The following is a 22,115-nucleotide window of genomic DNA, read 5'->3' on the forward strand; positions in this document are numbered from 1 at the left end:
CTAGGGCCAGATCACGGGCGCGGTTGCGGCCGGATTCGGCGTTCCGGGGCTTCCCCGGCCGGGGCGTAGGCTCGAATGACGCCGAATCCCGACGCCCGAGGAGCCCGTTGCACAGCGAGACGACCGAGTGGACACCACCGCCCAAGGACGGCGACGCCGCCGCCGAGCAGCAGCCCCGGCAACTGAGGCGCATCCTGCGCATCTTCCGGCCCTACCGGGGGCGCCTCGCCGTCGTCGGACTCCTCGTCGGCGCCTCCTCGCTGGTCTCGGTCGCCTCGCCCTTCCTGCTCCGCGAGATCCTCGACGTCGCCATCCCGGACCGGCGCACCGGACTGCTGAGCCTCCTCGCGCTCGGGCTGATCGGCATCGCGGTCATGAGCAGCGTCTTCAACGTGCTCCAGACGTATCTGTCGACGACCGTCGGGCAGCGCGTCATGCACGACCTGCGCACCGACGTCTACGCCAAGCTCCAGCGGATGTCGCTGGCGTTCTTCACGCGCACCCGCACCGGCGAGGTCCAGTCCCGCATCGCCAACGACATCGGCGGCATGCAGGCGACCGTCACCTCCACCGCGACGTCGCTCGTCTCCAACCTCACCGGCGTCGTCGCCACCGTCGCCGCCATGCTCGCCCTGGACTGGCGGCTGACGGTCGCCTCGCTGCTCCTGCTGCCGTTCTTCGTCTGGGTCAGCCGCCGCGTCGGACAGGAGCGCAAGCGGATCACCACGCAGCGGCAGGCGCAGATGGCCGTGATGTCCGCGCTCGTCACCGAGTCGCTGTCCGTCAGCGGCATCCTGCTCGGCCGGACCATGGGCCGCTCCGACTCCCTCACCCGGCACTTCGCCGGCGAGTCCGAGCGGCTGGTCGGGCTGGAGGTCCGCTCCCACATGGCGGGCCGCTGGCGGATGTCCACCATCGGCATCGTCATGGGCGCGATCCCCGCGCTGCTGTACTGGACCGCCGGGATGCTCGTCCACTTCGGCGGGCCCGGCTTCTCCATCGGCACGCTCGTCGCCTTCGTCACCCTCCAGCAGGGGCTGCTGCGGCCCACGGTCTCCCTGCTGTCGACGGGCGTCGAGATGCAGACCTCGCTCGCTCTCTTCCAGCGCATCTTCGAATACCTCGATCTTCCCGTCGGCATCGAGGAGCCCCGCTCGCCGGTGCGGCTGAAGAACGTACGGGGCGAAGTCCGTTTCGAGCACGTCGACTTCGCGTACGGCGGCGACGGCGCCCCGCCGACCCTGTACGGCATCGACCTGACCCTGCCCCAGGGCACCTCGCTCGCCGTCGTCGGCGCCACCGGCTCCGGCAAGAGCACGCTCGGCCATCTCGTGCCGCGCCTGTACGACGTGACCGGCGGCCGCGTCACCCTCGACGGCGTCGACGTACGCGACCTCGACTTCGACACGCTCGCCCGGGCCGTCGGCGTCGTCTCCCAGGAGACGTACCTCTTCCATGCCTCCGTCGCCGACAACCTGCGCTTCGCCAAGCCCGACGCGACACGGGAGGAGCTGCGGGCCGCCGCCGAAGCCGCGCAGATCCACGACCACATCGCCGCGCTGCCCGACGGTTACGACACCCTCGTCGGCGAGCGCGGCTACCGATTCTCCGGCGGCGAGAAGCAGCGCCTCGCCCTCGCCCGTACGATCCTGCGCGACCCGCCCGTGCTCATCCTGGACGAGGCGACGAGCGCGCTGGACACCCGTACCGAACGCGACGTCCAGCAGGCCGTCGACGCGCTGTCCGCGGGCCGCACCACGCTCACCATCGCCCACCGTCTCTCCACGGTCCGGGACGCCGACCAGATCGTCGTGCTCGACGGGGGAACGGTCGCCGAGCGCGGCACGCACGACGAACTGCTCGCCGCGGACGGGCTGTACGCGGCGCTGGTGCGCCGTGACGCCCGCGTCGCCGCCGCCCCCGGGCAGCCGGACGGCGAGCGGGGCAGCGGCACGGCCCCTGCGCCGGACGGGACCTTCGGGGAAGACGCCGGTTCGCAGTCCGGCGCCCCGCAGCCGCCCGCGCAGGGCGGCTCACCCGCCGACGCGGCCGACGCACCCGTGCACTGAGCGTCCGACCGCCGCACGCTGCCGTGCGTACGGCGGGCACGTCCCCCCGGGTCATCCCGCACTGAGCGCCCCGACCTCTCCGGTGCGTTTGAGCTTCTGCCAGCGCATGCGGCCGCCGGTCGCGGCGGTGATGCACGAGTGGATCAGCACGAGGTACATCAACTGCCGGTAGACGATCTGCTGGAGCGGCAGCATCAGCAAGTAGCGGTACTTCTCCCCGTCCAGCCTGAACGCGTAGGCGGTGGAGACCAGTTGAATGGCCAGGACCAGCCCCCAGGCCGCCAGGGACTTCAGCGGGTCGATGAAGATCGCCGCGTAGAGCGTGAAGAGGTCGATCAGCGGCGCGAGGAGCGGGGTGAGGATCTGGAAGAGGACGACCATGGGCAGTCCGACCCGGCCGAAGCGCCCCGCGGGCCCCCGGTCGAGGACGGAACGGCGGTGCTTCCACAGCGCCTGCATCGTGCCGTAGCTCCAGCGGTAGCGCTGCCGCCACAACTGGCGCATGGAGCCCGGCGCTTCGGTCCAGGCGACGGCGTGCTCGGCGTAGACGACCCGCCAGCCCGAGCGTTGCAGGGCGATGGTGACGTCCGTGTCCTCGGCGAGGGTGCCCTCGCTCATGCCGCCCGTGTGCGCGAGCGCCTCGCGCCGGAAGGCCCCGACGGCGCCCGGGATGGTGGGCATGCAGCGCAGCAGGTCGTACATGCGGCGGTCGAGGTTGAACCCCATCACGTACTCGATGTGCTGCCACGCCCCGATGAGAGTCCTGCGGTTGCCGACCTTGGCGTTGCCCGCGACCGCGCCGACGGACGGGTCGGCGAAGGGCTGCACCAGCGTGTGGACCGTGTCCGGCTCGAAGACGGTGTCGCCGTCCATCATCACGACGATGCCCCAACGGGCTTGGGCGATCCCCCTGTTGAGGGCCGCGGCCTTGCCCGCGTTCTCCTGCCGCACGACCCGGACGTTGCGCAGGCCGAGCGCCTCGACGATCTCCGGGGTGCCGTCCGTCGAACCGTCGTCGACCACGATGATCTCGATGGGATGGGTGCTCCGGGCGAGCGAGGTGACGGTCCCGGCGATGCACTCCTTCTCGTTGTACGCCGGGACGATCACGCTGACGGGCTCCACCACCCGCGGGCCCCAGAAGAAGCCGCGGCTGTTGCGCTGCCGGTGGTGGCGCCGCGCGAGGACGAGCATGAGCGCGGAGCGGCCCAGCACGGCCACGCCGACGACGGTGAGCCCGACGACCAGGGCGGGCATGGTGAACTCCGCGACGGCGGTCGCCGCGACGAGCGCCTTGCCCTGCCAGAGCGGCGCTCCCGTGACCTGCCTGTGGGCGCTGGGGCGCCGCATCGCCTGGCTGACGGTGGTGAAGGTGTAGCCCCGCGCCTTCATCTTCTCGATGTACCGGGGCAGCGCCGCGACCGTCTGGGAACGGTCGCCGCCGGAGTCGTGGAAGAGGACGGACGTGCCCTTGGCGCCCTTCGGCGTGGCGTTCTCGACGATCTTCGAAACTCCGGGACTCTGCCAGTCCTCGCTGTCGGTGTCCACGAAGGAGCTGGTGTAGCCGCGGGTGCCGAGCCGCCGGTACACGGGCCAGCTGTAGTCGTCGACGGCGTCCGGCGTGGAGGAGTAAGGGGCCCGGAACAGCGAGGTGTTGACCCCGGCGGCGCCGGCGAGGGCGAGCTGGGTCTGGGCCATCTCCCGCTCGACGCGCTGAGCGCTCTGGTACGAGAGGTCGACGTGCGTGAAGGTGTGGACGCCGACCTCGTTGCCCCCGTCGACGATGTCGCGGACGGTGCCCGGATAGCGCGCGGTCATCGATCCGACGACGAAGAAGGTGCCCGGCACGTCGTACTTCTCCAGCACGGCGAGGACCTTCGGGGTCCACCGCGGATCGGGCCCGTCGTCGAAGGTGAGGGCGACGGTCTTGCGCGGGACGGCCCGGCTGCGGGCCTTGCCGTGGGGGAACCACAGCATGGAACCGCCGTTCAGGACGCGCTGCGGGACGCGGTCGGAGGACGCGTTCTCGCGCACCCGTTTGTCGTCGCCGAGTTCGGCGTGCAGATAGCCGTTGAAGAGCATCACGCCGACGAGCCCGAGCAGAGCGAGAAGGGCCAGGACGGCGCGTGGTCCGAAGAGGGCGGGGCGGCGGGCCGCGGAGAGCTGGCCGGGCTTGGCGTGCCGGGCACGGGGGACGGTGGAGGTCATGTGCGTCAGCGGCTCCCGACGGAGGAGGAAGCGGTCGGCCGGGGCGCCGCGCCGCCTGCCCCGGCCGAACTCCCGGACCGCTCGCGGGCCTTCTCACGCAGTCTCTTGCGGCACTGCGCCGGGTGCTTCCGGCACTTCCTGCCGCAGTGGTTGCGGCACTGTCTCGCCGTGTGCCGCGCCGAGGGTGAACTGCCCGCCGGCTGCACGCTGTTGCCGCCCGGGTCCTGGGCGGTGCCGACGCTGTCGAAGGGGGTCAGCTGCGAAGGGGCGAGCGAGGGGCCTCCCATGAAGGCCACGCCGAGCAGCCCCGCGTACACCAGGACGGCGGCCCCGAAGACGATCCCTGCTCGGCGCAGCAGCAGGGCGCGGCGGCCCGTGGAGTCCACGAAGACCACCGCTTCCGGGCCGGTCCCTGCCTGATCCCCGGCGTGCTCCGTCGTCCCGTGCCGTCTGTGGCCGCCGTCGTGCGCGTCGGTGGGGGAGAGAGTCATGCGCGGCACCCTGGAGACCGTTCTTGTGAATTCTCTGTGAGTCCGTCAGGTGCATCAGGGAAGTGCCATGGTTTGCGCAGAACCGAACGCTCTCGCGGGGCGGCGACTTCCCGCGAGGGCTCCTTCGAGGGACCCGGAAGGGGCGCGATCGACGTGCGGCACTGGACGGTCCGGCTGGCGGCGTTCCTCCTCGCGATGGTCTGCGCGGGATGCTCGGCGGGCGGCACGCCTTCGGACGGCGACGGCGACGGCGACGGCACCGGCACCGGCGCCCGCGACGGCGCCGGGGGAGCACGCTCCGCCGTGCCCTTCGCCCCGTACGTGAACGCCATGACGGCCGCCGCCACCGACACCGCGGGCTCCCCGTCGGCGTACCACGTGGCGTTCGCCGTCGCCTCCGGCCGTGACGAGTGCACGCCCGTGTGGGACGACGGGACCGCGATCGACGACCCGTCGGCGACGAGGCGCGTCGCTGCGCTGAAGAAGAGCGGCGCGGACATCCGCGTGTCCTTCGGCGGCGCCACCGGCACGGAGCTGGCCGAGGCCTGCGACAGCACCTCCGAACTCGCCGCCGCCTACGGGCGGGTGCTCAAGCAGACCGGCGCCTCGTCGGCGGACTTCGACATCGAGGGCGACACACTGGAGGACTCCGCCGCCCTGACGCGCCGGGCGAAGGCGATCACGTCGCTCCAGAGCCGGCGTGCGGGACCGGAGGTGTCGTTCACGCTTCCCGTGATGCCCACGGGACTGACGCCGCAGAGCGAGGAGTTGCTCCGGCGCGCCGCCCGCCTGGATGTGAGGATCTCGGCCGTGAACGTCATGGCGATGAGCTACAGCCCTTCCCACACAGGGGACATGGGCGACTACGCGATCGCGGCGGCGCGGGCCTCGCACCGGCAGATGACGGATCTGCTCGGCCTGTCCGACGCCGCCGCGTGGCGGGCGCTGCGGGTCACGGTCATGATCGGCGTCAACGACATCGAGCACGAGACCTTCACGCTGGACGACGCCGCACAGCTGGCCGCGTTCGCCGCGAAGCGGAACCTGGGCGGGCTGTCCATGTGGTCCGCCGCACGCGACCGGCAGTGCGCGGGCGGCCCCAAGCCGGAGGTGGACGAGGCGTGCAGCGGCGTCACCCAGGACGAGGGCGCCTTCGCGGCGGCGCTGTCCGGGACGAAACAGCTGTCCGGGACGAAACAGGGGGATGCGCCTGCGCGTTGAGTCCGCACGATGAGGCCGACGGGACGAGAGCGCGCGCACGCGGGTTTCGTGAGCATCCGTCCACACGCGTGTCCGCACCTCGATTCCGGGGGAGATGACGGCGCATGACGCAGCCCACCGATGCCGCCGGCCCCGCGAAGGCAGCCGGCGAGGCCCAGCCGATGCGTTCGGGGCGACAGCTTCTCGCCGCCTCCGTAGGCAACGCCGTCGAGTGGTACGACTGGCTCGCCTACACCTTCCTCGCGACCTTCATCGCCGACGAGATCTTCCCCGCGAGCGCGGACAACTCCCTCGTCCCCCTCCTGTCGACGTTCGCCGTCTTCGCCGTCGGCTTCTTCATGCGCCCCATCGGCGGGCTGCTGCTGGGCGCCATCGCCGACCGCCGGGGACGCCGCGCCGCGCTGACTGCCACCATCCTGCTCATGGGCGGCAGCAGCCTCCTGCTGGCGGTGACCCCCACCTACGCCGCCGCCGGGCTGCTCGGCCCGCTCGTGCTCGTCGTCGCCAGGCTGCTCCAAGGACTCTCCGTCGGCGGTGAGTTCGCCGCGGCCACGACCTTCCTCGTGGAGTCGGCGGGACCGGGCCGGCGCGGGCTCTTCTCCAGCTTCCAGTACGTCTCCACCACCGTCGGCCAGCTCATCGCCTCCGGCATCACCGCGCTGCTCGTCGCCCGCGTCGACGACGCGGCGATGCACCAGTGGGGCTGGCGCGCGGCGTTCGTGTTCGGCGCGGTCCTCAGCCTCGTGGGCTTCTGGATCAGGCGGAGCTCGCAGGAGACCCGCAGCGCCGAGCTGCAGGCCGCACCGCGCCCGGGGCTCTTCGAGGCGCTGCGCACGCATCCGCGCGAGTCGCTGCTGATCTGCGGCATCACCACCGGCGCCACCATCGCCTACTACACCTGGACCTCGTACCTCCCGACGTACGCACAGGTCAACGTCGGCTTCGACAAGGGCGATTCGCTCCTGATCGGCACGATCTCGCTGGCGTTCTTCGCCCTGCTTCAGCCGCTCGGCGGGCTGCTCTCCGACCGCGTCGGCCGCAAGCCGCTGCTGCTCACCTTCTCGATCGGCTTCGCCGTGCTGTGCGTGCCGATGCTCAGCGCGATCGACACCTCGTTCGTCTCGCTGCTGCTCGTGCAGTGCGCCGGGATGGTCCTGCTCACTGGCTACACCTCGATCGCCGCCGCCGTGAACGCCGAGGTCTTCCCCGCCCGCGTCCGCGCGTCCGGCATCGGCTTCCCGTACTCCGCCACGGTGGCGCTCTTCGGCGGCACCGCCCCCTATATGGGCACGCTCTTCAAGGAGCTGGGACGGCCCGGGGCCTTCCCCTGGTATGTGGCGGCGCTGTGCCTGATCTCGGCGCTCGTCTATCTGAAGCTGCCGGAGGGAGCGAACAAGCCCCTCGACCGGTAGGCGTGCCTCCCGCCGGGTCAGGGGTAGAGGAAGTACTTCCGGCGGGTGCGGTCGAAGGCGCGGACCTCCTCGTCCCATGCGGCGGTGATCTCGTCGGTGTCCTTGCCCGCGTCGAGCATCGTCCGCAGCCGCGTCGAACCGGAGAGCTTGTCGATCCAGTACGGGCGGGGGTCGTCGTCCTTGCGCCAGGCGAAGTCGTCGTACTCCATCGCCTCGGCCAGCATCGCGACCGCCGTCGGAATGGGACGGTAGCGCCGCGGATCGGTGACGTGCAGCTGGACGCCCGCGCACGTCTTGCCCTCGTGCTTGCTGAAGGTGGGCACGAAGTAGCCCTCCCTGAAGCGGACTCCGGGCAGCTTGCGGGCGTTGAGCCGGTCGCTGTAGTGGTAGTCGAGCCAGGGCGCGCCGATGAACTCGAAGGGCCGCGTGGTGCCCCGTCCCTCCGAGAGGTTCGTGCCCTCGAAGTAGCCGGTGCCCGCGTAGACCGTGGCGGTGTCGGGGAACGGCATGTTCGGCGACGGCGGCACCCACGGAAGGCCCGTCTCCTGCGCCGGCGACGACGCGTCCCAGCCGCGCACGCGCACGACCTCCAGGTCCGCCTTGCCGCCCTTGCCCTCGTCCGGCAGCAGCTCGCCGTTGAAGTAGCCGGCCAGCTCACCCACAGTCAGGCCGTGCTGCTGGATGATCGGCCTGAGCCCGACGCCGGAGGTGAAGTCCTTCGTCATCATCGGCCCGTCCGCCCGCCGCCCGACCGGGTTGGGACGGTCCAGTACGAGGAAGGAGGCGCCGATGTCGCGGGCGGCGACCATCGCCTGATACATCGTCCAGATGTAGGTGTAGTAGCGCACCCCCACGTCCTGGATGTCGAAGACGATGGTGTCGGCACCGGCCTTGCGGAAGAGCTTCGCCATCTTCGCCGCGTCCGCGCCGTAGGCGTCGTAGACCGTCAGACCCGTACGCGGATCCTCGAACTCCGGCTCGGACTCGCCCGCCTGCGCGCTGCCGCGGAAGCCGTGCTCGGGGCCGAAGACCCCGACGATGTTCAGCTCCTTCTGCGCCGCCATGGAGTCCACGACGTGGCTGGTGTTCCGCAGCACGCCCGTGGGGTTGCTGACGACGCCGACCTTGCGGCCGCGCAGCTGACGCCAGCCGGAGGCCGCGGCGACCTCCGCGCCCGTCGTGACGGGCGTGGCGCCCCCGCGGCCCTCACGCGCCGCCGTGGCCGCGGACGCGGTGCTGGAGGTGAGCAGCGGGGCGCCGAGGGCGGCAGCCGTGCCGCCGAGGAAGATCGAACGGCGGGAGGGGGCGCTGGACATCGGCGGGCGTCCTTCCTTAAGACGGCGTGGTCAGGGCACGGCTGGTGACGCAAGTTATCCCACGGCCATGGTGGCTGCCAGGGTGCGCGCACGCTGCCAGTGGTACGCACAATGGCAGCGGGCCGGTGCGAGGATGACCCGTATGCCGAATCCGACGAACCCCGGCGTCACGATCGTCCAGGGCGACATCACCGAACAGGACGTCGACGCTGTGGTCAACGCCGCCAACTCCTCGCTGCTGGGCGGCGGGGGCGTCGACGGGGCCATCCACCGCAAGGGCGGGCCCGGCATCCTCGCCGAGTGCCGCGACCTGCGCTCCTCCCGCTATGAGGAGGGGCTGCCCACCGGGCAGGCCGTCGCCACCACCGCGGGGCGGCTGCCCGCCCGCTGGGTGATCCACACCGTGGGACCCGTCTGGGCGAAGAGCGAGGACCGCTCGCAGCTGCTGGCCTCCTGCTACCGCGAATCGCTGCGCGTCGCACGGGAGTTGGGCGCCCGCACCGTGGCGTTCCCGGCGGTGTCCACGGGCGTGTACGGCTGGCCGCTCGACGACGCCGCGCGCATCGCGGTCGCCACCGTGCGCGAGGAGGCCGCGGCCTTCGACGAGGTGCGGTTCGTCCTCTTCGACGAGCGCTCCTACGGGATCTTCGCCGCGGAGCTGTGACGCGGGGCCGGAGGGGGCGGCGCGCTCACGCGCCCGCCGGGTCGATGAGTTCGGCGGCGCGCAGGGCGGCGGCCAGCGCGTACGGTCCGTCCTCGCCCTCGCCGTCACCCTTGCCTTCGCCGTCTCCGTTTCCGTTTCCGGCCGCCACGTCCAGGGCGGTGTCCGTGAGCTTGATGGTGTGCTCGTCGCCGTGTGCCGCCGCCCTCTCGAAGACCTCCTCGGCGGTGAGGCGCGAGGCCGCCGCGAGGGGCGCGGGCACCGCGGCGGCCGGTGCGTAGGCGGCGGTGACCGCCGTGGCCGCCGACCAGGCCGCGTCGAGGCTCGGCAGCCACAGCCGCTCCGGCAGCGCGGGCAGCGTCCGCAGCACGGCGTTCGGCGCGGTCGCCGCGTGCACGAGCATCACGGGCGAGCCGTGCGCGTGCGTCGCGTACCGGTGCGTGGCCGCCCGCACGAGGCCGCTCAACTCCGCGCGCACGTCCGCGGGATGCGCGCCGTCCGTTCCCGGTCGGGCGGGCAGCGCCGTGATACGGGCCAGCCGCTCCCGGATGCCGCCGCTCTGGTCGCTCACGCGGGGCACGTCCGCGAGCCCCGCCTCGGGCGAGGCCGCCGCGGGCAGCGACGAGACGCCGGGCAGCGTGCTGTAGCGGCCGGCCCAGTAGCCCAGGGCGTGTGCGAGCTCCGCCACGCGCGGCGAGTCCGAGGGGCGGCCGGCGGCGGGCGGCTCCTCGTCGAGCAGGGTCCGTACGGAGTGGCCCACGCGGATCACACCGTGCGTCGCCGCGGCGCTGATGCCGGGAAGCATCCGCGGCCACCACTCGGCGAGCACCTCCCGCCAGGGTCGCTCCTCCAACTGCCGCGTGAAGTACGCGATCCAGTCGGCCAGCCGTCGCGGATCTCCCAGCGCCTCCTGCCAGTCGGCGTCCGTCACCCGCGAGGACGGCGAGGGCATCTCCTCCAGCTTGTCCCGGTAGCGGTCGATCCACGCGTGCACGGCGGGTGCCTTTCCGTGCCGCACCAGCGCCTCGACGGCCATGGGGGCGTGGTTGCTGAGCCAGTCGTTGCGCTCGGGGCCGCTGCTGTGCAGCCGCTCCAGCGCCTCGTCGAGCGTCCCGCTGCTGTCGGTTCCATGGGTGTCCATGCCGGTGACGCTAGGCGTCGGGCCGCGGGTGCGTAACGGTCCGGCAGCGTAGGCCGGGGGTGGAGCGGCGGATACGGAGGAGGTCCTAGGACCTGCCCGTCAGAGCCGCCCGTCGCCCGTACTGCCTGGTCACGCCGGCGGCCCGTCCGGCGAGGTGATGACGACCTCCAGGGTGCGGGGGCCGTGCACCCCTTCGACGCGGTCGAGTTCGATGTCGCTGGTGGCGGACGGGCCGGAGATCCACGTCTGCGGGCGCACCGGGTCCAGCCGCGTCAGCGCCTGCGGCACCGAGTTCACGATCTGCTCCGGAGCGCGGACGACGCAGATGTGGTGGTCCGGCACGAGCGAGATGCGGCGCCGTCCCTGGTCCGCTCCGGCGTCCAGCACGATGGTCCCCGTCTCGGCGATCGCCACGGCGCAGCCGGTCACGACGCTGTCGAGGGCGTCGAGTTCGTGCGGCGACATCGACGGGTCGTCGGCGACGCGCTCGACCTCTCCCGGCAGCCAGTCCGCGGGGACACCGGAGGGCGCCACGACGCTGCGGGCACCGCGCGAGCCCAGCAGCTCCGCGATGACGGCGGGCAGCTGCTCGGGCGTGCAACGGTGCACCAGGGCGCGGTAGTCGGCGAGGTTCTCCGCGAGGAGGTCCAGCCGTTGCGCGTCGGTGCGCTCGGCGTGGCTGGTCCAGTAGTCGCGGGGCACGGCGGTCTCGTCCGGCCCCTCGTCGCGCGGCACGTCTGCCAGTGCGCGGCGCACGCGCCCCAGTACGGTCTCGCGGCTGTTCACTCGCCGGCTCCCTTCTGCTCTCCTGAGCCCGGGCCGCGGTTGCGCCGCCACCAGTCGCGGAACGACTCGGGCGCCGGGCGCGGCAGATCCCGGCTGTCCGACCACGCCTTGGCCGGGCCGGGCAGCGGAAGACGCCGCGGGGCCAGGCGGCGCGTGCGGGACGCCAGCCGCTGGCCGGCCCGCAGGGCCCGCGGGTGGTCGAAGGTCCACCGGGCGGCCCGCATCACCGCACGCTCGGCGGCGTGCCCCTTCGCCGGGCGGATGGTGGTCTTCTGCCCGCGGACGCTGACGGTGCCGCCCTCGACGACGCGCTCGCGCAGATGCACCAGGACCTCGGGGATGTCGATGGCGACGGGGCACACCTCGTAGCAGGCGCCGCACAGCGACGACGCGTACGGCAGCGACGCGTCCAACTCGCTGTGCACACCGCGCAGTTGCGGAGTGAGGATGGCGCCGATCGGCCCCGGATAGGCCGAGCCGTAGGCGTGGCCCCCGGCGCGCTCGTAGACGGGGCAGACGTTCAGGCACGCCGAGCAGCGGATGCAGCGCAGGGCCTGCCGGCCGACCGTGTCGGCGAGCGCGTCGGTGCGGCCGTTGTCGAGCAGGACGAGGTGGAAGTGGGACGGACCGTCCTCGTCCGTCGTGCCCGTCCAGGTCGAGGTGTAGGGGTTCATGCGCTCCGCCGTGGAGGAGCGCGGCAGGGTCTGGAGGAAGACCTCCAGGTCCTGCCAGGTCGGCACGATCTTCTCGATGCCCACCACCGAGATCAGCGTCTCGGGCAGCGTCAGGCACATGCGGCCGTTGCCCTCGGACTCCACGACGACGAGGGTCCCGGTCTCGGCGACCATGAAGTTGGCGCCGGAGACGCCGACCTTGGCGTTCAGGAACTTCTCGCGCAGATGCAGCCTCGCCGCCTCGGCGAGCTCGGCCGGGTCGTCGCTGAGACCCCTCGGCGCGGCCCGGCCCCAACTGCCCATCTTCTCGCGGAAGATGTCGCGGATCTGGTCGCGGTTGCGGTGGATGGCGGGGACGAGGATGTGCGAGGGCAGGTCGTCGCCGAGCTGCACGATCAGTTCGGCGAGGTCGGTCTCGTACGCGGAGACGCCCGCCCTCGCCAGGGCCTCGTTGAGCCCGGTCTCCTGCGTGGCCATGGACTTGACCTTCACGACCTCGCTCTCGCCCGTCGCGAGGACCAGCTCCGTCACGATGCGGTTGGCCTCGTCCGCGTCGCGCGCCCAGTGCACCTGGCCGCCGGCGGCGGTGACCGCGGCCTCCAACTGCTCCAGGTAGTGGTCGAGGTGGCGCAGCGTCCGGTTCTTCAGCGCCGCGCCCGCCGCCCTCAACTGCGCCCAGTCGCCCAGCTCTTCGACCGCCTGGGCCCGCTTGGCGCGGATGGTGTGCGCAGCGTGCCGCAGGTTGCCGCGCAGCCGCATGTCCCGGGTCGAGGAGGCCGCGGCCCGAGGGAAGGACGGCATGCCCAGATACGTACCGCTCACAGTGGTGCCTCCTCGGTGCCGGCAAGGATCTCGGCGATGTGCACGGGGCGGGCCGCGGCGCCGCGCCGCCTGAGAACGCCGCCGATGTGCATCAGGCAGGAGTTGTCGACGGTGCAGACCGCCTCCGCGTCCGTCTCCTCGATGTGGCGGGCCTTGTCGGCGCCCATCGCGGCGGAGACGTCCGCGTTCTTCACCGCGAACGTGCCCCCGAATCCGCAGCACTCCTCCGCGCCCTCCAGCTCCACCAGCCGCAGCCCTTTCACGGCCTCCAGCAGCCGGCGCGGACGGTCGCCGAGGCCCAGCATGCGCAGCCCGTGGCAGGTGGGGTGGTAGGTCACGGTGTGCGGGTAGTACGCGCCGACGTCCGTCACGCCCAGCACGTCGACGAGGAACTCGGTCAGCTCCCGGGTACGGGCCACGGCACCGGCCGTCGCATCGGCGTCGATCCGCGGGTAGTTGTCGCGCACCATCGCCGCGCACGACCCGGAGGGGACGACGATGTGGTCGTAGCCGCGGAAGACGTCGGCGTAGCGGCGCGCGAGCGGCGCCGCCTCGCTGCGGTAGCCGGTGTTGAACTGCGGCTGCCCGCAGCAGCTCTGGGCGTCGGGGAAGCCGACCTCGACGCCCAGCCGCTCCAGGAGGGTCACGACGGCCTGCCCGGTGCGGGGATAGAGCGCGTCGTTGATGCAGGTGATGAAGAGTGCGACCCGCACGATCCCTCCTTTTCTCTGCTCTCCGCCCGTCCCGGGCGTGTGCTCAGCGGCCGGCGCGGACCCGCTCCGCTGCCCGGGACCAGGCCTGCGGACCGCCGGGGCCACCGGACGGTTCGTACGTCCGCAGCGGCAGGCTTTCATACAACAGTCCCCTGACCAGCCCCATGTCACCCCTTATCACTCCGTGCGCCCGCGCCTGCACGACGACGCTGCCGAGCGCCGAGGCCTCCGCGGGACCGGCGATCACAGGCAACCGGCAGGCGTCGGCGGTGAGTTGGCACAGCAGCTCGTTGTGCACACCGCCGCCGACGACGTGCACCACGTCGACCTCGGTGTCCGCGAGGCGCTGGGCGTCCTCGACCGCCAGCCGGTGCGCGAGCGCGAGGGAGTCCAGCACGCAGCGCGCCGTCTCCGCCGGGTCCCGCGGCACCGGCTGGCCCGAGCGACGGCACGCCTCGCCGATGCGCCCGGGCATTCCGTCCGGCGCGAGGAACTCCGGATCTCCCGCGTCGACCACCGACTTCAGCGGCCGGCACGCGGCCGCCTCGCGCAGCAGCGCGGGCAGATCCTGCGGGCGGCCCTCCGACTCCCAGGTGCGCATGCACTCCTGGAGCAGCCACAGCCCCATGATGTTGCGGAGGTAGCGCACCGTGCCGTCGACGCCGAGCTCGTTGGTGAAGTTGGCCTGTCTGCTCGCCTCCGTCAGCACGGGCCGCGCGAGTTCCAGTCCGGCCAGCGACCAGGTTCCGGTGGCGATGTAGGCGAAGCGGCGGGAGACGGACGGAACGGCGGCGACCGCGGACGCGGTGTCGTGCGACCCTACGGCGGTCACCGGGACCGGGCCCGTCAGCCCCGTCTCGCTCAGCACGCCCGGCAGCAGCTCGCCCGCCGGTTCCCCGGGAAGCCGCAGCGGCGGGAAGAGCGACAGCGGCACGCCCGCGGCGGCGGCCACCTCTTGCGACCAGTCGCGTGTGCGGGGGTCGATGAGCTGGGTGGTGGAGGCGTTGGTCAGCTCCGTGCCGCGCACGCCCGTCAGCCAGTACGAGATGAGGTCCGGTATGAGCAACAGCTGCCGTGCCGCGGCCAGTTGGGCGGAGTCACGGGCGGCGGCCAGCTGGTACACCGTGTTGAACGGGAGGTACTGGAGGCCGGTGTGCGCGTACAGCTCCTGCGGCGTCAGCGCCTCCGCGAGACGGTCGGCCATGCCCTCCGTACGGGCGTCCCGGTAGTGGACCGGATTGCCCAGCAGCACGCCGTCGGCGTCCAGGAGGCCGTAGTCCACGGCCCAGGAGTCCACCCCGACGGACGCCACGGGCCCCGCCTTCCGCAGCCCGTCGAGCACGCCCTGGTAGAGGGCGAGGATGTCCCAGTGCAGCGTTCCGCCCGTACGGACCGGCCTGTTGGGGAAGCGGTGCACCTCCCTCAGATCCACCGGCCCCTCGCCGAAGCCGCCCGTGATGACGCGCCCGCTGGACGCGCCGAGGTCGACGGCGGCGAACCGGGCTCCGGCGTGCCGGGGCGTGGCGGAGGGCGCGGAAGGTGACACGGCGGCGGTCCTTGCGGGCAGATGGCGGACGGGGACTCGGCGGCTCGGCGGACGGCGGGATTCGGGAAGCTCTTCTCCGGTGACGGCGGGCGTCCCTCCGTCGGGCCCGGCTCTCAGCGCAGGAACGCCGCGGCGACACCGGCGTCGACCGGGACGTGCAGACCCGTGGTGTGGCTCAAGTCCCCGCCCGTCAGGGCGAAGACGGCGTTCGCGACGTGCTCCGGCAGCACCTCCCGCTTCAGCAGCGTCCGCTGGGCGTAGAACTCGCCGAGCTTCTCCTCGGGCACCCCGTAGACGGCCGCGCGCTGCGCGCCCCAGCCGCCCGCGAAGATCCCCGAACCCCGCACGACACCGTCGGGGTTGACGCCGTTGACGCGGACGCCCAGCTCGCCCAGTTCGGCGGCGAGCAGCCTGACCTGGTGCGCCTGGTCGGCCTTGGCCGCGCCGTAGGCGATGTTGTTCGGGCCGGCGAAGACGCCGTTCTTCGAGGCGATGTAGACGATGTCGCCGCCCATTCCCTGCTCCTTCATCACCCGGGCCGCCTCGCGCGAGGCCAGAAAGGAGCCGCGGGCCATGATGCCGTGCTGCGTGTCCCAGTCCTCCGAGGTCGTCTCCAGCAGCGGCCTGGACAGGGAGATGCCCGCGTTGTTGACCACGAGGTCGACGCCGCCGAAGGCGAGCACAGCCTCCCGGAACGCCGCCGCGATCTCGTCCTCGGACGTGACGTCGACGGCGGCGGCAACCGCCTTGTCCGGACCGCCCAGTTCGCGGGCGACCTCCTCGGCGCTCCCCGCGTTCCGGTCGGCCACGACCACACACGCGCCCTCCGCGGCCAGCCGGTGCGCGATCGCCCGCCCGATGCCCGAGGCGGCACCGGTCACCAGCGCGATGCGCGTCGCCAGGGGCCTGGGCGCCGGCATGCGGCGCAGCTTGGCCTCCTCCAACTCCCAGTACTCGATACGGAACTTCTCGGACTCCGGGATGGGGGAGTAACGGGAGACTGCCTCGGCGCCGCGCATCACATTGACCGCGTTGAGATAGAACTCGCCCGCCACGCGCGCCGTCTGCTTGTCCTTGCCGAAGGAGAACATCCCCACGCCCGGCACCAGCACCACCGCCGGGTCGGCGCCCCGCATCGGTGGCGAGCCGGCAGAGGCGTGCCGCTCGTAGTAGGCGCGGTATCCGTCGCGGTACTCCCCGTGCAGCTCCCGCAGCCGCGAGACGGCCTCCTCCAGCGGCGCAGCCGCGGGCAGATCGAGGACGAGCGGCCGGACCTTCGTCCGCAGAAAGTGGTCGGGGCACGAGGTGCCCAGCGCCGCGAGGCGCGGATGCTCCTCGCGGGAGAGGAAGTCCAGCACCGCCGAGGAGTCGTCGAAGTGGCCGATCTGGGGCCGGTCCGTGGAGGCCAGCCCGCGCAGGACCGGGGCGAGCGCCGCGGCACGCTCCCGCCGCGCCTCCCGCGGCAGCGGCTCGTACCCCTCCCGTACGGGGCCGAAGGGCTCCGGTTTGCCGCGCTCGGCGAGGAAGCCGGCCGCCGTGGTGATGATGTGCAGCGAGTTGCGTTCGCACTCCTCGCTCGAATCGCCCCACGCGGTGATGCCGTGGCCACCCAGTACGCATCCGATCGCCTGCGGGTTCTCCTCCCTGACGGCGGCGATGTCCAGGCCCAGCTGGAAGCCCGGACGCCGCCAGGGCACCCACACCACGCTGTCGCCGAAGCACTCGCGGGTCAGCTTCTCCCCGTCTGCGGCGCAGGCCAGTGCGATGCCGGAGTCGGGGTGGAGGTGGTCGACGTGGGGCGCGTCAAGCAGGCCGTGCATGGCCGTGTCGATGGACGGCGCGGCGCCGCCCCTGCCGTGCAGGCAGTAGTCGAACGCGGCGACCATCTCGTCCTCGCGCTCGACGCCCGGGTAGACGTCCTTCAGCGCCCGCAGCCGGTCCAGGCGCAGGGCGGCGAGCCCGTCCTCGGTGAGGGTTCCCAGGTCGCCGCCGGAGCCCTTGACCCACAGCAGTTCGGTCTCCTGCCCGGTGACGGGGTCGGGCGCGAGGCCCTTGGCCGAGGTGTTGCCGCCCGCGTAGTTGGTGTTGCGGGGGTCGGCGCCGAGGCGGTGCGAGCGCGCCAGCAGCTCACCGACCGTCGCGTGCCGCTGTGCCTGTGCCGGGGTTTGCGCCTGGGCCTGTTCTGGTGCCGTCATGCTGAACTACGCTCCCCAGCCGGCCTGCTGGCCGCCCTTGCGTTCTTCGGTGATCTTCTGTGCCCATCCCGAGCGGTGGTAGGCGGCGACGGGGTCGGCCTCCCGGCCGCTCTCCTCGCGCACCTGGGCGAGGAGCGGGCGCACGTCGGTGTTGTAGGCGTCCATCAGCACGGCGTTGGCGCCGAGCACGTCACCGGAGCGCTGGGCGCTCTCCAGTGCCTCGCGGTCGACGAGCAGCGCCTTCGCGGTGGCCTCCTGCACGTTCATCACCGAGCGGATGATGGCGGGGATCTTGGGCTCGATGTTGTGGCACTGGTCCAGCATGAAGGCGATCCCGGCGTCGTCCTCCAGCCCTCCGCCGCCCACCACTTCGTGCATGATGCGGAAGAGCTGGAACGGGTCGGCGGCGCCGACCATCAGGTCGTCGTCCGCGTAGAAGCGGGAGTTGAAGTCGAAGCCGCCGAGCCGTCCCTCGCGCAGCAGGAGCGCGACGATGAACTCGATGTTCGTGCCCGGCGCGTGGTGTCCGGTGTCGACGACGACCTGGGCCTTCGGCCCGAGCTTCAGGCAGTGCGCGTAGGCCGTGCCCCAGTCGGGGACGTCGGTGGTGTAGAAAGCCGGCTCGAAGAACTTGTACTCCAGCAGCATCCGCTGGTCCGGGCCGAGCCTGTCTCGGACCGCCGTCAGCGCCTCGGCCAGCCGGTCCTGACGGGCCCGTATGTCGTCCTGGCCGGGGTAGTTGGTGCCGTCGGCGAACCACAGCTTCAGATCGCGGGAGCCGGTCGCGTCCATGATGTCGACGCACTCCAGCAGATGGTCCAGCGCCTTGCGGCGGACCGCGGCGTCGGGGTGCGTGACAGAGCCGAGCTTGTAGTCGTCGTCCTGGAAGACGTTGGAGTTGATGGTGCCCAGCCGCAGCCCGCGCTCCTTCGCGTACGCGGCCAGCGCGCCGTAGTCCTCCACCTTGTCCCACGGGATGTGCAGCGCGACGGTCGGCGCGACCCCGGTGTGCTCGTGCACGCGTGCGGCGTCGTCCAGTTTCTCCTCGGGCGTGCGGGGCACCCCCGGCTGCGCGAACACCTTGAAGCGGGTCCCGGAGTTCGCGTACGCCCACGAGGGAGTCTCGATCCGCTGTGACATGAGGGCGGCCCTCACGGCCGCCGGATCCGGCTCTGACATGCGTCTCCTCTGTGCGGCACGGTGGGCGCGCGGGCCGGCGCACCGCCGCGCGTCCACCGATGCCATGAAACGTTTCAGGAAAGCTACTTCTGCTGGTGACCGCCGTCAATAGGCCCGTACCCCGGGGGTGCCGGCCCACCTCGGCGGTTCCGTCATGCGCCGTCCGGCGCGAAGCCCTCCGACGCGAAGTGGTGGGTGCCCGAGCCGACGTCGAAGACCGCGCAGCCCTCGCTCATGCGCAGGAAGCGCGCACCCTGCGCACGCACCGCCGACCGGGCCTCGGCAGGCACCCACACCTCGCCCGTGGTGTTGGGCGGCAGGGAGACGGTGAGGCGGAAGCGGCCACCGGAGTCGAGCGTCCAGTGCGTGCCGACAGGACCGTAGAGCGAGTCGTACCGGGCGTCCGCCCTGCGCACGCCGCCGCCGGGGCGGGGCCGCACCAGCGTCCTGCGGAACCCCGGCTCGGCCGGGGCGATGCCCGACAGGTTCCGGTACATCCACTCGCCGACGCAGCCGTAGGCGTAGTGGTTGAACGAGTTCATCCCCACGTCCTGGAAGCTGCCGTCCGGCTTGATGGAGTCCCAGCGCTCCCACATCGTCGTGGAGCCCTTGCCGATCTGGTATCCCCAGGAGGGGAACGTGTCCTGGTGCAGCAGGCGGTGGGCGACGTCGATGTGCCCCGTCTCCGTCAGCGCGCTCAGCAGCCGCGGGGTGCCGAGGAAGCCCGTGGACAGATGCCAGTCCTTCGCCTCGATCAGCTCCACCAGCCGCGTGGCGGCGGCCCGGCGCGCGGCGGACGTGGGCAGCAGGTCCATGGAGAGCGCCAGTACGTACGCGGTCTGGGTGTCGCCCTTGATCCGGCCCGCCTCGCCCGCGTAGGCGGCGGTGAACGCCTCCTTGATCCGCCGGTGCAGCTCCTCGTACGGGCCGGCGTCCTCACCCAGTAACCGGCCCGTGCGCGCGACGAGTTCGGTGACATGCGCGAAGTACGCCGTGCCGATGACGTCCTTCGGGGTCTCGTCGTCGACGTTGAGCCAGTCGCCGTAGCCCTCGGCGGGCCGCAGCAACCCGTCGCTGTGCTCCTGGAGATAGGCGATCCACCGGCGCATCGCCGGCCAGTTCTCCCGTAGCACGCGCAGGTCCCCGTACGCCTGGTGCAGTGCCCAGGGCACGGTCACGCCCGCGTCGCCCCAGCCGGCGACGCCCTTGCCGACCGGGCCGACGAAGGGGGCCACGTCGGGGTACGCGCCGTCCTCGCCCTGGCCGTCGCGCAGGTCCTGGAGCCACTTGGTGAGGAAGCGCGCAGACTCCATGGTGTAGGCGGCGGTGGGGGAGAAGACGTTGATGTCTCCGGACCAGCCGAGCCTCTCGTCGCGCGCGGGGGTGTCGGTGGGTACGGAGAGGAAGTTGCCGCGCTGCCCCCAAGTGATGTTGCCGTGCAGCTTGTTGAGCATCCGGTCGTCGGTGGAGAACTCCATCGTGGACGGTGCGGCCGTGTGCATCACCAGGCCGGTGACGGCGTCGCGCGGCGGCCTTCCCGGATAGCCCGACACCTCGACGTAGCGGAATCCGTGGAAGGTGAAGCGCGGCTCGTAGGTCTCCGGCCCCGGGCCCTTGAGGGTGACGGTGTCGACGGCGCGTGCCGTGCGGAGGTTGGCGACGTAGAGGGCGCCGTCCTGGTCGAGGACCTCGCCGTGGCGCAGCTGGATCCGGCGGCCCGCCTCACCGCCCGCGACGGCGAGCCGCACACAGCCGACCATGTTCTGCCCGAAGTCGAACAGGAAGACGCCGGGCCGCACTTCGCCCATCCCGACGGGTTCGGTCTCCCGCATCACGCGGGTGGGGGCGTCGGTCATGGCCACGACGGCCGGGCCCGGACCGCCGCCCGAACCGGAGCCTTCCCGGGCGGAGGGCCCGGGGGAGGCGGTGACGGGTCTCCAGCCGCTGTCGTCGTAGCCCGGCTCCCGCCAGCCGGGGGTCTCGAACCGTGCGTCGTACTGCTCGCCCATCACCAGGTCGGCGGTCACCAGCGGCCCTCTCGCGGCCCGCCAGTGCGCGTCGGTACCGACGCGGGTTGTGCCGCCGTCCTCGTACGTCACCTCCAACTGGGCGAGCAGAGCCGGGTGTTCGCCGTACTGGTGCTGCCCGAACCAGCCCACGTTCCCGGCGTACCAGCCCGGAGCGAGCGTGACCGCGAGGGCGTTCTCGCCGTGCCGGAGCGCTTCGGTGACGTCGTAGGTCCGGTACGCCACGCGCTTGCCGTAGTCGGTCCAGCCGGGGGTGAGCCGGTCCTCGCCCACGCGGACGCCGTTGAGGTGGGCCTCGTAGAGCCCCAGGGCGGTGGCGTGGAGGCGTGCCCGGGCGACGCGTCTGCCGGGAAGCCGGAAGGAGCGGCGCAGTTGGGCCGGAGACTGCTCGGCGAGCACCTTGCCCCATGGGTCTCCGCCCCAGTCGGCGGCCTTGCGGGCGAGGGGCCAGGAGCTGTCGTCGTAGCCGGGGGAGTGCCAGGCGCCGTCGGGCTGATCGTCCGCCGTCCTCCATGTGCCGTCCGTGGTGAGGCGTTCGGTGCCCTGCGCGGTGGTCGCCTCCAGCACGGCCAGCAGACCCGCGGGCCCCGCCTCGGAGTTGACGGCCACGACCGCCAACGTGTTGGCGCCGGGCCGCAGTTCGTGTGTGACGTCGAGCAGCGCCGGCCTGCTCCAGCTCTTCTGCACGGGCAGGGCGTCGCGCGAGGCGACCTCGGTGCCGTTGACGTAGGCGGTGAAGCCGTTGTCGGCGGCGATCACGAGCCGCGCTCCGCGGACCTCGCCGTCGACGTGTGCGGTGCCGCGGAACCAGCGCTTGCCCGGCGGTACGTGAGAGGCCGCGTCGCCCTCGGGGAACCAGATCCAGCCGGCGCCCTCCAGCGCGGGCGGCGCGACGAGCGAGGGCGGTGCCGTGATCCACTCCGACCGCCACTGCCCGCCGCCCATCAGGCCCGTCTCCCACCAGGTGGGCGCGGACCAGGGGGACGGGCTGCCGTGCTCGTCCCAGACCCGCACAGACCAGTGGTAGCGCGTGCGGGGCCGTAACGCGGGCCCGTCGTACGGCACGAGGACGGACTGCCGGGAGGTGCGCCTGCCGCTGTCCCACACATCGGGGTCGGAGAGGCGGCCGGGGCTGGTGGCCACACGGATGCGGTAGGCCTGCTGAAGCCGGTCCGGCAGCCGCGAGCCGAGCGTCCAACTCAGCCTCGGCTGCGGGGTGTCGAGGCCGAGCGGCCGGTCGGCGTACTCCGTGGTGGTGCCTGTGACGTGGAGGCCGGCCGCGCTGTCCTCGCCGGGGCGCCCGCCCGCGTCCGCGGCGACGGCGGGGGTGGAGAGGGGCGGGAGCGCGGTCGCCGACATTCCGGAGACGGTCGCGGTGGCGAGCAGATGGCGTCTGCTGATCATGTGCACCTCCTGTGGCGCCGCCGTCCAGCGGCTGCCGTATCTGAGGGCGAAACGTTTCAATGAAACGGGCGGCAGGACCGTAGAGCTGGCCAGGTACGGGCGTCAAGAGCGCCGTAGTGGACGACGTGGCTTGTACGGTGCCGGGCTCTTGACGCGTCTGGCCTGGAGGGCTAGCTTCCCGGAAAACTGTTTGAAACATTTCATTTCTCGGCCGACTTCGACCCCGTACGCGCCCACTCGCACCCGCCGC

The 22,115-nt window shown here is 72.3% G+C and carries 15 protein-coding genes; 4 read left to right on the forward strand and 11 right to left on the reverse strand.

The annotated features are described in order from the left end of the window. The first annotated feature begins 107 nt into the window (after positions 1-107). Positions 108-2,069, forward strand: a complete 1,962-nt coding sequence (locus QQM67_RS27680) for an ABC transporter ATP-binding protein (RefSeq protein WP_314177643.1) — start codon at positions 108-110, stop codon at positions 2,067-2,069. A 51-nt stretch (positions 2,070-2,120) separates the two neighbouring features. On the opposite strand, the gene QQM67_RS27685 is transcribed toward QQM67_RS27680, so the two are convergent. Both QQM67_RS27685 and QQM67_RS27690 read right to left on the reverse strand, forming a co-directional pair. Next, on the reverse strand, positions 2,121-4,277 hold the full coding sequence (locus QQM67_RS27685; protein WP_314177646.1) for a bifunctional polysaccharide deacetylase/glycosyltransferase family 2 protein: 2,157 nt from the start codon (positions 4,275-4,277) through the stop codon (positions 2,121-2,123). Positions 4,278-4,282: 5 nt separating this feature from the next. Then, positions 4,283-4,768 carry a hypothetical protein gene (locus QQM67_RS27690; RefSeq protein WP_314177648.1) on the reverse strand — a complete coding sequence of 162 codons (486 nt, stop codon included), beginning with the start codon at positions 4,766-4,768 and terminating at the stop codon, positions 4,283-4,285. Between the two features lie 72 nt (positions 4,769-4,840). Here QQM67_RS27690 and QQM67_RS27695 point away from each other — a divergent pair, with 72 nt between their 5' ends. After that, positions 4,841-5,989: a chitinase gene (locus QQM67_RS27695; RefSeq protein WP_314177650.1), complete on the forward strand. Its 1,149-nt coding sequence runs from the start codon at positions 4,841-4,843 to the stop codon at positions 5,987-5,989. A gap of 104 nt (positions 5,990-6,093) precedes the next feature. Then, positions 6,094-7,401 carry an MFS transporter gene (locus tag QQM67_RS27700; RefSeq protein ID WP_399067768.1) on the forward strand — a complete coding sequence of 436 codons (1,308 nt, stop codon included), beginning with the start codon at positions 6,094-6,096 and terminating at the stop codon, positions 7,399-7,401. A gap of 17 nt (positions 7,402-7,418) precedes the next feature. Here QQM67_RS27700 and QQM67_RS27705 read toward each other — a convergent pair whose 3' ends face one another. Further along, complete coding sequence (locus QQM67_RS27705) at positions 7,419-8,717, reverse strand: exo-beta-N-acetylmuramidase NamZ family protein (protein WP_314177651.1); 1,299 nt, start codon at positions 8,715-8,717, stop codon at positions 7,419-7,421. A 142-nt stretch (positions 8,718-8,859) separates the two neighbouring features. Here QQM67_RS27705 and QQM67_RS27710 point away from each other — a divergent pair, with 142 nt between their 5' ends. Beyond that, a complete protein-coding gene (locus QQM67_RS27710) occupies positions 8,860-9,381 on the forward strand; it encodes an O-acetyl-ADP-ribose deacetylase (protein ID WP_314177653.1) in 522 nt (173 codons plus the stop codon). A 25-nt stretch (positions 9,382-9,406) separates the two neighbouring features. Here QQM67_RS27710 and QQM67_RS27715 read toward each other — a convergent pair whose 3' ends face one another. From QQM67_RS27715 to QQM67_RS27750, 8 genes are all read right to left on the reverse strand, one after another. Further along, on the reverse strand, positions 9,407-10,519 hold the full coding sequence (locus tag QQM67_RS27715) for a questin oxidase family protein (protein ID WP_314177655.1): 1,113 nt from the start codon (positions 10,517-10,519) through the stop codon (positions 9,407-9,409). A gap of 129 nt (positions 10,520-10,648) precedes the next feature. After that, a complete protein-coding gene (locus tag QQM67_RS27720; protein ID WP_314177657.1) occupies positions 10,649-11,305 on the reverse strand; it encodes a LutC/YkgG family protein in 657 nt (218 codons plus the stop codon). Beyond that, positions 11,302-12,801: a lactate utilization protein B gene (locus QQM67_RS27725; protein WP_314177659.1), complete on the reverse strand. Its 1,500-nt coding sequence runs from the start codon at positions 12,799-12,801 to the stop codon at positions 11,302-11,304. Before QQM67_RS27725 ends, QQM67_RS27720 begins: the two co-directional genes overlap by 4 nt. Continuing rightward, the gene (locus QQM67_RS27730; RefSeq protein ID WP_314177661.1) at positions 12,798-13,514 is read right to left on the reverse strand and encodes a (Fe-S)-binding protein; all 717 of its coding nucleotides are present in this window, start codon (positions 13,512-13,514) and stop codon (positions 12,798-12,800) included. Before QQM67_RS27730 ends, QQM67_RS27725 begins: the two co-directional genes overlap by 4 nt. Positions 13,515-13,557: 43 nt before the next feature. Next, a complete protein-coding gene (locus tag QQM67_RS27735) occupies positions 13,558-15,060 on the reverse strand; it encodes a rhamnulokinase (protein WP_314177663.1) in 1,503 nt (500 codons plus the stop codon). A gap of 113 nt (positions 15,061-15,173) precedes the next feature. Next, positions 15,174-17,255: a bifunctional aldolase/short-chain dehydrogenase gene (locus QQM67_RS27740; RefSeq protein WP_314177665.1), complete on the reverse strand. Its 2,082-nt coding sequence runs from the start codon at positions 17,253-17,255 to the stop codon at positions 15,174-15,176. Positions 17,256-17,261: 6 nt separating this feature from the next. Further along, on the reverse strand, positions 17,262-18,434 hold the full coding sequence (rhaI, locus tag QQM67_RS27745; RefSeq protein WP_314177667.1) for an L-rhamnose isomerase: 1,173 nt from the start codon (positions 18,432-18,434) through the stop codon (positions 17,262-17,264). Positions 18,435-18,586: 152 nt separating this feature from the next. After that, entirely contained in the window at positions 18,587-21,865 is a 3,279-nt protein-coding gene (locus QQM67_RS27750; RefSeq protein ID WP_314177670.1) for a family 78 glycoside hydrolase catalytic domain, read from the reverse strand. Between the last annotated feature and the right edge of the window lie 250 nt (positions 21,866-22,115).

This window comes from Streptomyces winkii, from assembly GCF_032248595.1.
Classification (GTDB): Bacteria; Actinomycetota; Actinomycetes; order Streptomycetales; family Streptomycetaceae; genus Streptomyces; species Streptomyces winkii.